Annotated in this window: 11 protein-coding genes; 7 read left to right on the top strand and 4 right to left on the bottom strand. The window is 51.7% G+C overall.

Annotated features, from left to right (window positions below):
* Nucleotides 1-15: 15 nt before the first annotated feature.
* The gene (gene ispF, locus F0P93_RS09910) at nt 16-492 is read right to left on the bottom strand and encodes a 2-C-methyl-D-erythritol 2,4-cyclodiphosphate synthase (RefSeq protein ID WP_114404127.1); all 477 of its coding nucleotides are present in this window, start codon (nt 490-492) and stop codon (nt 16-18) included.
* A gap of 11 nt (nt 493-503) precedes the next feature.
* Nucleotides 504-1,739 (bottom strand): M16 family metallopeptidase, encoded by a 1,236-nt coding sequence (locus F0P93_RS09905; RefSeq protein ID WP_114404126.1) that lies wholly within the window; start codon nt 1,737-1,739, stop codon nt 504-506.
* A gap of 113 nt (nt 1,740-1,852) precedes the next feature.
* Here F0P93_RS09905 and F0P93_RS09900 point away from each other — a divergent pair, with 113 nt between their 5' ends.
* Both F0P93_RS09900 and F0P93_RS09895 read left to right on the top strand, forming a co-directional pair.
* Nucleotides 1,853-2,962 carry a tetratricopeptide repeat protein gene (locus tag F0P93_RS09900; RefSeq protein ID WP_150876199.1) on the top strand — a complete coding sequence of 370 codons (1,110 nt, stop codon included), beginning with the start codon at nt 1,853-1,855 and terminating at the stop codon, nt 2,960-2,962.
* Between the two features lie 86 nt (nt 2,963-3,048).
* On the top strand, nt 3,049-3,972 hold the full coding sequence (locus F0P93_RS09895; RefSeq protein ID WP_225309432.1) for a phosphotriesterase family protein: 924 nt from the start codon (nt 3,049-3,051) through the stop codon (nt 3,970-3,972).
* 114 nt (nt 3,973-4,086) lie between these two features.
* On the opposite strand, the gene F0P93_RS09890 is transcribed toward F0P93_RS09895, so the two are convergent.
* Both F0P93_RS09890 and F0P93_RS09885 read right to left on the bottom strand, forming a co-directional pair.
* Nucleotides 4,087-5,913, bottom strand: a complete 1,827-nt coding sequence (locus F0P93_RS09890) for a DNA polymerase III subunit gamma/tau (RefSeq protein WP_150876197.1) — start codon at nt 5,911-5,913, stop codon at nt 4,087-4,089.
* 60 nt (nt 5,914-5,973) lie between these two features.
* Nucleotides 5,974-6,585 carry a DUF6962 family protein gene (locus F0P93_RS09885; RefSeq protein ID WP_150876196.1) on the bottom strand — a complete coding sequence of 204 codons (612 nt, stop codon included), beginning with the start codon at nt 6,583-6,585 and terminating at the stop codon, nt 5,974-5,976.
* A gap of 187 nt (nt 6,586-6,772) precedes the next feature.
* Between F0P93_RS09885 and sucD the strand changes: the two genes are divergently transcribed.
* The 5 genes from sucD to porK all read left to right on the top strand — a co-directional run bounded on the left by sucD (nt 6,773) and on the right by porK (nt 12,307).
* The gene (gene sucD, locus F0P93_RS09880) at nt 6,773-7,651 is read left to right on the top strand and encodes a succinate--CoA ligase subunit alpha (protein ID WP_114404122.1); all 879 of its coding nucleotides are present in this window, start codon (nt 6,773-6,775) and stop codon (nt 7,649-7,651) included.
* A 112-nt stretch (nt 7,652-7,763) separates the two neighbouring features.
* Nucleotides 7,764-8,924 (top strand): DUF4271 domain-containing protein, encoded by a 1,161-nt coding sequence (locus tag F0P93_RS09875; protein ID WP_225309431.1) that lies wholly within the window; start codon nt 7,764-7,766, stop codon nt 8,922-8,924.
* Nucleotides 8,925-8,963: 39 nt separating this feature from the next.
* Entirely contained in the window at nt 8,964-9,749 is a 786-nt protein-coding gene (locus F0P93_RS09870) for a uroporphyrinogen-III synthase (RefSeq protein ID WP_150876195.1), read from the top strand.
* Nucleotides 9,750-9,992: 243 nt separating this feature from the next.
* On the top strand, nt 9,993-10,961 hold the full coding sequence (locus F0P93_RS09865; RefSeq protein ID WP_225309430.1) for a PorP/SprF family type IX secretion system membrane protein: 969 nt from the start codon (nt 9,993-9,995) through the stop codon (nt 10,959-10,961).
* Nucleotides 10,962-11,227: 266 nt separating this feature from the next.
* Complete coding sequence (gene porK, locus F0P93_RS09860) at nt 11,228-12,307, top strand: T9SS ring complex lipoprotein PorK/GldK (RefSeq protein WP_150876194.1); 1,080 nt, start codon at nt 11,228-11,230, stop codon at nt 12,305-12,307.
* Nucleotides 12,308-12,345: the final 38 nt, after the last annotated feature.

Raw genomic sequence — 12,345 nt, 5'->3', positions numbered from 1 at the left:
GTTTTCAGTACCAACTCAGGAATAAATCAGCGCGACGCAAAAAGCCGCAATGCCTTCTTTTCGGCCCACAAAGCCCATGTGTTCGGACGTGGTGGCCTTGATGGAAATATCGTCTTCCGGGACTTCCATGACGCCCGACAGGCAGGTTTTCATCGCCGGAATGTACGGATTTAACTTCGGTTCCTGCAACACCACCGTCACATCGACGTTCGAAACTTCATAGCCTTTTTCGCGAATCATCCGCATCACCTCGGCCAGCAACAGCTTGCTGTCGACGCCTTTCCAGCGCGGATCTTTGTCCGAAAAATGGTAGCCGATGTTCCGCAGATTGGCGGCACCCAGCAAGGCATCACAGAGCACGTGACAAATCACATCGGCATCGGAATGCCCCTGCGCACCGTGTGTGTGCGGAATTAAAATACCGCCGAGCCAGAATTCCCGGCCTTCGGCTAACTGATGCACGTCGTATCCTTGCCCTACGCGGATTTTCATAACAGTTCGACTTAAGCGGCCCGGTAATACAGGGTCGAGCGGTTTTCTTTCCGGAGCAGTTTTTGGGCAATCGACTGGATGTCGTCTGGCGTAATGGCCTGAATTCGTTCCGTTTCCTGATTCACCCAGTCCGCATTACCGGCATTGGCCGCATACGCCAGATTCATGGCGCGGTTCAGCAGTTCTACCTCCGAAAATACCAGCGTCGCTTCCGCCTGATTCTTCACTTTGGCCAGTTCGTCTTCCGGTACGGTTTGGCTAATGATTTCATTCACAACGCTTTCAATAGCGGCATCGGCTTCTTCCAGCGATACGCCCTGATTCAGCGAACCGCTGATGACGAGCAAACCGGGGTCCAGCGATCCGGTCGAGTGCGCTGAAATACCGGTGAACAGCGCATGTTCTTTCAACAATTTCTGGTAAAGCCGCGACGATTTTCCCCGGCCCAGCACGTCGCTCAGCAGGTCTGCGCAGTAGTAATTATCCGCGAAACGACCCGGCATGTGGTATACTTTGTAGAGCGCATTGAGGGGAACTTCGGCCACGGTTTCCAGAAACCGGGCTTCGGTCTGTATGGGTTCCTGCGGCAGATTGCGTGCGTGAACCTTGCCCGCCGGAATGGGTTCAAACCATTTTTTAGACAATTGCTTGACCTGTTCGAGCGTGACGTTTCCGCCCACCACCATCGTGGCGTTGTTCGGCAGGTAATGCGTATAAAAAAAGTGTTTTACGTCATCCATTGTCGCCGTTTCGATGTGGCTGATGTCTTTGCCAATCGTGGCCCACTGGTAGGGATGCACCTGATAGGCCAGCGGACGGAGTTTCAGCCAGACATCGCCGTAGGGCTGGTTGAGGTAACGTTGCTTGAACTCTTCGATCACCACTTTCTGCTGTACGTCCAAAACCGTCGGGTCGAACGACAGGCCCAGCATCCGGTCGGATTCGAGCCAGAAGGCGGTTTCGAGGTTGGCCGATGGGAGCGTGATGTAGTAATTCGTGATGTCGGGCGAGGTAAACGCGTTGTTTTCGCCCCCCACTTTTTGCAGCGGTTCGTCGTAGCTCGGAATGTTGCGGGAGCCGCCAAACATCAGGTGTTCGAACAAATGCGCAAAACCGGTTTTCCCCGCATCTTCATCGCGCGACCCGACATTGTACAAAATATTGACCGTCGCCATCGGGCTGGTCGGGTCCTCGTGAACGTAGACTTTTAAACCGTTATCTAACACAAAATGCTCGAATCGAATCATGGCAAACTTTTTCGGTGGGGGTGTCGTTAGGCGTTTTGAGAACTAACAAAAGTAACGGTCAAATCGTATTCTTCAAAAAAGAACATTCCCGTAACTCGTGAACACACCTTCCCATGAAAAAATTCTGGCTCCTGCTTTTCTTATCGGGCCCTTTGCCGGCTCTCGCCCAGATACTCGATGACGCTGGTATTCAGCAGATTATTTTGAAGGCTACCGATAAAATTTACAACTACGAATTCGATGAAGCGGATGACTATATTCGACAGGTAAAAGCCAAATACCCCCAGCATCCGGTGGTGCCGGTGATGAAAGCCATTCAGCTCTATTGGCAGTATCTGCCGCTGAAAGAAAACAAAAATGCCACCACACAGTACGTCAACTACCTGAATCAAGGCATTGCGCTGTCGAAAAAAATGCTGGATCGCAATGAAAATGATCCGGAAGGCGTCTTTTTCTCGCTGGCTTCACACGGCTATCTGGCGATGAAAAACCACTATGACAACGAGACGATGAAAGCCGTCGGTGAAGCGCAGAAGGCGTATAGCTATTTGCGGAAGGGATTTAAACTGATGGATAAAAATCCGGAATTTTATTTTTCAACCGGGCTTTATAATTACTACATTGAACGGTATCCGCTGGATCATCCGGTGTCGAAACCGCTGCTGCTTTTTTTTCAGAATGGCGATATGGCGCTGGGAATGAAGCAGATGGAAACGGCTGTTCGCCGGGGTGTTTTCACCCGGACCGAAACCGCGCTCTATTTGGGACATATTTACCTGAAACACGAAAGCCAACCAGCCCGCGCGGCCCTGTTTCTGAAACCGCTGGCGGATAAGTACCCGCAAAACCCGATCTTTACGCTGGGATGCGCCGAAGCGCTGGTGCAATCGGGTCGGTACCGCGATGCCCAGGCCTACATCGAACGGTTGCGGAATCTTCCCCAGAAGTTTCTGGCCATGCCGGTAAAAGTATTGGAAGGCATCACCGAAGAAAAAATGAACGGCAATCCTAAACAGGCCTCCGAAAACTATCAGAATGCCCTGAAATTACCGGTGGACGAGGTCTTTGCCAAGGAGTTTACGGCCCACGCCTACAGCGGTTTAGCCCGGATCTCGGCCCAGTCCGGCGACCGGAACCGGGCGAAGTCCATGTACAAAAAGGTGTTGAGTATGGCCGAATACAAGTCGACCATTCAGGAAGCCCGGAAGTATTTAAAATCCTAATGACCCATTCGAGTATGATGAAACGTCGGACCTTTCTGAAAACGTCACTTGCCGCCGGGTTTTGGCCGGTTCTTCAAAAAAAAACGATGATCAACACCGTAACCGGAGCGGTTCAGGCGTCGGAACTGGGGTTGACGCTCATTCACGAACACATGCTGGTCGATTTTATCGGCGCCGACCAGATCAGTCCGGAGCGCTGGAGACGGCCCGATGTGGTGGTGAAAATGCTGCCGTATTTGCAGACGTTGCGGAAGCTGGGCGTTCAGACGCTGATTGATTGTACGCCCGCCTACCTTGGCCGCGACCCCCTGTTGCTGAAAGAATTATCGGAGAAATCAGGGGTCAGAATCCTGACAAACACCGGTTATTACGGGGCATCGAATGACAAATACCTGCCCGCCCACGCCCGGATCGAAACCGCCGACCAACTGGCCGACCGTTGGGTGGCGGAGTTCGAGAGCGCAATTGAAGGCACCGGCATTCGGCCCGCTTTTCTGAAAATCGGCGTCAACCCCGGCCCCTTGTCGGAACTGCACCGCAAACTCATTACGGCAGCCGCCCGGACGCACAAACGCACTGGTTTGACCATTTGCTCGCATACCGGGCCGTATGTTCCCGCTTTCGAGCAAATAGAGATTTTGAAACAGGAAGGTGTTGCTCCATCGGCATTTGTGTGGGTACATGCGCAGGGGCAAAACATGGTGCATTACGCCCGCGCCGTTCGGGAAGGTGCCTGGGTGAGTCTGGACGGTTTGGATGGGAAAAATGTGAGTCAGTACGTCGATACTCTTCTGTTGATGAAAGAAAACCGGTTTTTGCACCGGACCCTGCTCTCCCACGACGCCGGTTGGTATGATCCCGCGCAACCCGACGGCGGTTTCATCGGTCGGGATTATACGGTTTTGTTCAACCAGTTGATGCCGGTTTTAAACCGCAAAGGATTTACGAAGAAAGACTGGAAGCAAATTCTGGTGGAAAATCCGAAGGAAGCTTTTTCAGTGAAGAATTAAGAGTTATGAGTGAAGACGGGGCCGCCCATGCGGTTGGCTGACGCAAGCTGAGACAAATGCGCCAGCCAACCGCATGGGCGGCCCCGTCTTCACTCATAACTCTTAATTCTTCACTCAATAATCAACATCCAGGCCCAGCGTCCGTTTCAACTCCAGCAGGGCCGGGTTTTTTTCGGCCAGGTAATTGAATTTGTCCTGGGGCGTATAAATCATTTTTCGGGTTTCCTGGAGCGCAATGGTATCGGTCAGTTGAATCTGGCTGTTCTGCAATTCCCGCCGAAGATAGGTGAGTAAATCCTGTCGTAGGTCGTTCAAAAGGTTGGCTTGCAGGGAGTTATCGAGCGCAATGTGGATCATGGTGCCTTCCAGGCGAAACTCGCGGTTCAGCATCACCTGCTCCGTTCGCGAACCGTCCTGCTGATCTCGCATTCGGGCGTACGTTTGCCAGACAGTTTGTAACTCCTCAAAAGTGAACGGTTTATCCACTTTGATCATTTCGGGAGCCTCGGCCAAAGCCGTCGCGACGGCATCAGCCATCGTGGCCACCGGCCGTTCGACGGAGACCAGATTGGAGGTGGTTCGAAGCTTACTGCCCACCGGTTTTGGAATTTCAGCGATCACCGGACTGCGTTCCGGGAGCGGTTTGGCGGTTCCGTTGCCATTCGGCTGGGGGTGATAGCCGTTCGTAGGTTCGCTGGTGTGCGAGGGCAGGGCGACGGGTTCCCGGTTTGTGGCTAAGGCGTCACGGTCGGCTGAGCTGTCCTTTTTTTTTTCAGCCTGCTCCGGGTTGCGGGGTTCCGAATGGCTACTTAAAACCGGAACGGCATGGATGTCCAGCACATTCGGCAGGTTCGCCAGTTTCATTAGGCAAACTTCTACGTGCAGCCGCTGGTTTTTGGCCGACTTGTAATTCAGGTCGCACTGCGCACCGACGCTCAGGGCCGAGAGCAGAAAACTCAGGGGTGCTTCGGTGGCCTGTTGCAAATACTTTTGCTGAATGCTTTCCGTCACCTGTAACAACTGAATGGTCGCTACATCCTTGCAAACCAGCAGGTTCCGAAAATGCTCGCTTAGTCCGACAATGAATTGATGACCATCGAACCCTTTCCGCAGAATTTCGTCGAACAACAACATGCTCTGCGGCAAATTACCCGCCAGCAGCAGGTCCGTTAGCCGGAAATAGTAGTCGTAGTCGAGGATGTGGAGGTTTTCCAGCACTTCTTTGTAGCGCAGAATCCGGTCTTCCGAGAAGGTCACGTTCAGGTCGAACATCGAAAGCGCATCCCGCAAACCGCCGTCGGCTTTCTGGGCGATGAGTTCCAGGGCTTCGTATTCGGTCTGAATGCCTTCTTTCTGCGCAATGCTGGCCAGATGGTCAGCGATGTCGCGTGGCTGAATCCTGTTGAAGTCGAAGAGCTGACAGCGCGACAGAATCGTGGGCAGGATTTTGTGCTTTTCGGTGGTCGCCAGAATGAAAATGGCGTAGGAGGGAGGCTCTTCCAGTGTTTTCAGGAACGCGTTGAACGCAGCCTGAGACAGCATGTGAACCTCATCGATGATGTAAATTTTATACTGACCCGACTGGGGCGGATAGCGTACCTGGTCGATCAGGTTCCGGATATCTTCCACCGAGTTGTTGGAAGCCGCATCGAGTTCATGGATGTTGAAGGAAGCGTTCTGATTGAAACTCACACACGAGTCGCAGTGGTCACACGGTTCGACGGCTTCGCTTTTTCCGAGGTTCTGGCAGTTGATGGTTTTGGCCAGAATCCGGGCGCAGGTCGTTTTTCCAACCCCCCGTGGTCCGCAAAACAGAAATGCCTGCGCCAGGTGATTGGTTAAAATCGCGTTCTTGAGTGTAGTCGTAATATGTGCCTGTCCGACGACGGTATCGAAGGTAGCCGGACGGTATTTCCGGGCCGAGACAACGAAGTTATCCATGTCGGCAAGTTAGCCAAAAAAAATGGTCCGCCGTAGGATTTGGAACCCCGCTGTCCAAAATTACTTTCCTCCCGACTGGTTTCCCGCGTCCGTCTTTTGAACCGATTTTCCGAAGCAAAGCAGTGATAATGAAAGCGTATAGTGGTAAAAATCGATGGGATGAATGGGCAGATTTTTTGATTGACCCACGCGGGTTGCCAGGGCCAGAATCATCACGGCCAGCACCACCCAGGTGGCGCGGGGATCCCGACGAACGACGCCCAGAAAAGCAATCAGCAGCACGATTACCATGCCCATCGACGGGATTACCGGCTCGAAGGCCCGGATGGTGGGACTCAGCAACAGCAGCAGAAATAAAACCATGCCGAGCGTGACGGTAATGACGAAACCGGATCGCGTAATTTTCTGCTTGAGAATCAGGCCCCACACCCCAACGATGACGCAAACGACCCCCAGACTGGCCGCGAGTGTTTCCAGCGAGCGGTGTAACGGCACCACGCCCTGAATGCCCGCAAACACCAGAACGCCGATCAGGGCTGTCATGGAAATGGTAATCAGAAAGAGTCCCCAGAGTACCCGGTTATACCAGCTCAATGCCATAAAATACCGCCAGAAGACCCAGATACCCGTGAACGCCAGGACGGCATCTGACACCATGTTTGAAAGGTTCATGCTGGAAATAACAATTTTTCGGGGAAAAAGGCAAAAGGGAGTTATGAGTGAAGAGTTGGCTGACGCGTTTTAACTCTTAATTCTTAACTCTTCACTCTTCACTTTTTTCTTTAGCCATTTCCCTCTACTTTTGCGCCGGTTCCAAGGGCTTATACCTTCACACGCATAGCACAGCTTTTCATTCATCATGAGCGTATTAGTTAACAAAAATTCCAAGGTTATCGTCCAGGGCTTTACGGGCTCTGAAGGTTCATTTCATGCTCAACAGATGATCGAGTATGGTACCAACGTCATTGGCGGAGTCACTCCGGGCAAAGGCGGACAGACCCATCTCGACCGACCTGTATTCAACACCGTGAAGGAAGCTGTTGAAAAGGGCGGAGCCGATGTCTCGATTATTTTTGTACCACCGGCTTTTGCCGCTGACGCCATTATGGAAGCCGCTGACGCCGGTATCAAGGTGATTATCTGCATTACGGAAGGAATTCCGACGAAAGATATGATGGTAGCCAAGGACTATCTGACCGGGAAAGACGTCCGGCTGATCGGGCCGAACTGCCCCGGTGTGATGACCGCCGAGGAGTGTAAAGTGGGCATCATGCCCGGTTTTATCTTCAAAAAAGGAACCATCGGCATTGTTTCCAAATCCGGTACCCTGACCTATGAAGCCGTTGATCAGCTTTCGAAAGTGGGACTTGGCCAGACTACGGCCATCGGAATTGGCGGTGATCCCATTATCGGAACAACGACCAAAGAAGCCGTTGAACTGCTGATGAACGACCCCGAAACCGAAGGCATCGTAATGATCGGCGAAATTGGCGGAGGCATGGAAGCCGAAGCGGCACGCTGGATCAAAGCCGACGGAAACCGCAAACCGGTCGTTGGGTTCATTGCCGGACAAACCGCCCCGAAAGGCCGCCGGATGGGCCACGCGGGCGCCATCATCGGTGGTGCGGACGACACGGCAGCCGCCAAAATGCGTATTATGTCCGAATGCGGTATTCACGTCGTCGAATCACCAGCCCTGATTGGTGAAACGATGCTGAAAGCCATCGGGAAGAATTAACAAGTTAAGAGTTAAGAGTTAAGAGTTAAAAGTTATAAGTAGATTCAGGCATAATGCGCCAGCCAACTTTTAACTTTTAATTCTTAACTCTTAACTTAATAATTCCTGACTCGTGCGGATTCGTTTTATTTTGTCCACCCTGGCCCTGGCTCTGTGGGCGCTGGGAAGTATGGCACAGGGCGTTGGGCCGAATCAACAATTTTTTCCCGTCCACGACTTCCGCAACGACTGGTTGGTCTATGACCAGTCTTACAAATCCTACGTGCCTTTCATCGACGAACAGCACGCTCTGGTTTCTTCCGTTAGTTTTTTCCTGGATATTGAAAGCAACCGCCGGTACAGTCTGCTGATTTCGACCCGGCAGGACGGTTATCTCTTCATCGACGCGGCTCTCAAATACAAGCTGGTGGCCAATGACTGGCTGGTGTTGAACCTGGACAGTTTATACCGCGCCTACCGCAAACCGGAACTGTTTCTGACGCTCCACGGGAGCCCCGGTGTTGAGGACAAGCTGGTGTTTATCGGCCACCAAAAATCGGCCACCCAGAAAGACGTGGTGGTAACCGATACGCGGCTCAGTATTCTGCCCCGCCGGCTGTCGATGTACACCAATTTTTTCACGCTCTGTCTGCTGTTCATTGTGGCCGTCAATGCGTATTTATTCAATTTTCACCACCGCGCTTTCCTCCGGTTCTTCAATCTGGCTGATTTGTTGTCGGTAACGGTTCGGGATGAATTATTTCTGGTCAACCGGCCGCTGAGCCGAACGAATCTTCTTTTTTTGATGAATTTGGGGTTCATCACGGCGTATTTATACCTGATTATTCAGAGCAAAAACATCGATCTCTTTCTGTCGAGGGCCTTGCTGCTGCGGGGGCAGGGCTTGCTGGATCTAACGCTTACGTTTGTTGAATTGAGCTTTCTGGCCTTTTTTCTGTTGCTGGCAAAATATCTTTTTATCGTGATCATTGGGGGGCTGTACCGGCTGGAAGAGGTAGTAAATTTGCACTTCTTCAAGGTCATGCAGTCTTCCCTGATTTTTTTTACCGGTGGCACCATTTGCGTAGCCACCATTGCCGCCAACACTGCCGCCACCACCACCTGGCCCAGCCTCTGGCTGATTGTTCCGTTTGTCGGCTTCTACGTCATCCGGCTGGCCCTGTTATATGTTGTCATTGCAAACAAAGCGGTTATCAAAAATCTGTATTTATTTTCGTACCTTTGCATCGTTGAATTGATCCCGCTAACCATTGGGGTACGGTTCGCACTGTAGCCAGTGGGCAAGCTTTAAACACAAAACGCGAGGTATTCGATGAGTGAGATTTCTGCTAAGTACGACCAGGAAAGGCTGACCAAAGTAGCCAGTATTTTAGTTACCCAAGCCCGACCTGCCGACAGCAATTCGCCCTATTTTGAAATCGCAGGGAAATACAACCTGCAGATTGATTTTCGTCCGTTTATTCAGATTCAGGGCGTTTCCTACAAAGACTTTCGCAAGCAGAAAATCAACATCCTCGACCATACGGCCATCATTTTTACGAGCCGTAACGCCGTCGATCACTTCTTCCGAATCTGTCAGGAAGCGAAACTGGAAATGCCGGCCGACATGAAGTATTTCTGCGTGACGGAGCAAACCGCCAATTACCTCCAGAAATACATCGTGATCCGGAAACGGAAGATTTTTACCGGCAATAAAACGGCGGCCGACCTGTTCGACCTGATCCGGAAACACAAGAGTGAGAAGTTCCTGTTTCCGTGTTCCAACATCCGGGGCAACGATATTCCGGATTTCATGGACACCAGCGGTTTGCACCTGGCCGAAGCCGTGATGTACGAAACCGTGCCGGCCGACCTCTCGGATCTGGACATCCATTCGTTCGATATCATTGCGTTTTTCAGCCCGTCCGGCGTCAACTCGCTGCTGCATAATTTCCCCGGGTTTACGCAAAACGGCATCCGGATGGCGGCTTTTGGTCCCACCACGGCGCGGGCCGTTACCGAGGCCGGTTTTATTCTGGACATTGAAGCCCCCCTGCCCAATGCGCCGTCGATGGCGGGTGCGCTGGAACTGTATATGAAGAAGGCCAACAGCCACTAGATGGCAACGATTCTGCGAAGCGATTGCGCTGTCCGAATGAGCTTAGACCGTGATTTTTTTTGAATCCGGTACGTCATTCAGGCCGCGCAATTGCAGTTTAATAAGGTCTCTTTTTTTATACCAATATTTTTGGAAAATCTCCGTTTAATAGGTAACATGCGCTTAAGCAGGTCTGGCGACTGAACGGGCGGTTGATTCGTTCGGCAGATTTAGAAATTAGTCTGGTGATTGTTCTGATAGTATATGAATCGTAAGTTTTACGTTGTCCTGCTTGGTTTGGCCAGTTTCATGACGGCTTTGGGCGTTCAGGCTCAGGATCAGGATCCGCAGTTTAGCTTGTATATGTTCAATCCGGTCTACTACAATCCAGCCGCAGTCGGTTCGGAGGGGGTAACCCGGTTTCAGTTGGTACACCGGACGCAGTACCTGGGTTATCAGGGAACCTTTGACGAAGGTGGAGCCCCCAGCACCCAGTTGTTTTCGTTTAATATGCCCCTGAACAAAATTCGGGGAGGGATCGGTTTGAATGCGGTGAACGAAACATTTGGTCCGCAGGGATTTCAGAAGGTTCAGGTCGCGTATGCTTTTCGGGTGCCCCTGAAAAAAGGAACGCTCTCCTTTGGGGCAGAGGGTGGTATTCACAACCGGTCGATCAATTATGACCGGTTTCGGCCCAACGATCCCGGCGATCCGCTGATTCAGAACGGACGTGTCAACCAGACGCAGCCGGATCTGGGCGCAGGGGTTTATTACAATGCCGATACCTATTATATTGGCGCCAGTATGAAACACCTGACCCAGCCTGATTTTAAATCAGGCAACGATACGGGACTCAACCCCCTTTACCGAACCGCCTACCTGACGGCGGGATACCGGTATGCGTGGAATGAACTGATCGACATCATGCCCTCTGCCATTTACAAATTCAACACCAACGCGACGTATTCGTCGGTGGAGGTGAGTGTACTGGGCATGTACGACAAGCGGCACTGGGTCGGTTTCGGCTACCGCCAGGGCGATGCGTTCACCGCAACGGCCGGCCTTAGTTTACTCCGGAATAATGCCCTGCGCTTCGGGTATGCGTTCGATTTTGTGGTGAGCAACCGCGATGCGAAAAGCCCAACGTCGCACGAAATCTTATTGTCTTATTCACTCCCCGAACCCCGCTCAGGCCGTAAACCGATCATCAGAACGCCCCGATTCCGCTATTGAAAGAACAACTACACAAACTGACCTCGTTTCTTTACTCCGTTGCCATTTCTACGATTGGCGTAATTATTGTTAGGCTGTTAAAAGCCAAAGTGATAATTTTGAGAAAATTAGTAGGCTACGTGATAGAACTGATCGCAGGTTAGTTTGTACTTTTTTTGAATAATAGATGCATTTAATCAATTCAAATGTACGTATACAATAAAATGCTTTATTTTCGTTCTAAGACTGGTTTGCACGCGAAACAGATTTTAACGTACCCTACAACTATGAGTAACAAGTGGTTTACCGGCAACGCAGCCCGAGGGGTGATGGTGGTGGCAACGATTCTGCTGATGCAGGGTTGCGGGTTTATCAAATCCAAATTTGGTGGTGGAAAAGGCAAGGGCGAAGATGTCGGCATTGTCAATGGAGAAGTCACTGCCAATGGACGAAAAGGCTGGAAACAAACCACTCCCTATGGTATGGTGCTGGTTCCGTCGGGTTCGTTTATGATGGGACAGGCCGATGAAGATTTAGCAGCAACCCAGACGAACATGAACCGGCGGGTAACGATCAGTTCATTCTATATGGATGATACGGAAATTACCAACCATGAATACCGTCAGTTTGTCAATGCCTTACTGACCGACTCGGTTTCAGTGCTGGGCGAAGAAGAAATTATGACGAAATTCTACCCGGATACGACCGTTTGGAAGAATGACTTTACGTATCATAACGGGGACCCCATGCTGGAGTACTATTTTTCACACCCGGCATTCGATACCTATCCGGTGGTTGGGGTAAGCTGGCAGGCAGCCCAGTATTTCTGCACCTGGCGTACGAACCTGTACAACGATTACCGCACGAAAGAAGGCCAGTTTGTTTCTCCCCGGTATCGCCTGCCTTCCGAAGCGGAATGGGAATGGGCGGCCCGTGGCGGTCACAACTCCGCTAAATATCCCTGGGGTGGGCCGTACGTAGCCAACGGAAAAGGCTGCTACCTGGCCAACTTCAAACCGCAACGCGGGAATTTCGACGCCGACGGGTATCCGTACACGGCTCCGGCCAATGCCTACAATCCGAACGACTACGGGCTCTACAACATGGCCGGTAATGTGGCCGAGTGGACCCGCGACGCCTATGCTGAAAATGCATCCGCCATTGTTTGGGATATGAACCCGGACAACCAGAATGCCGACGAACCCCGGAAAGTAGTGCGGGGTGGTTCCTGGAAGGATATCGCTTACTATCTGGAAACGGGGACGCGGTATTACGAACTCGAAAGCAATAAGCGGTCATTCATCGGTTTCCGCTGCGTAATGGATAACCTGCAAGGAAGAACCGCTTCCAAAGGTGCCCGTCGTTAATCCGGTTCGTTTCCGGAATGGAATAGACTCAACCCCTA

The organism is Larkinella humicola (assembly GCF_008727875.1).
Classification (GTDB): Bacteria; Bacteroidota; Bacteroidia; order Cytophagales; family Spirosomataceae; genus Larkinella; species Larkinella humicola.
The sequence above is the reverse complement of the archived record's forward strand: the minus strand, read 5'-3'. Positions and strand labels throughout refer to the sequence as shown.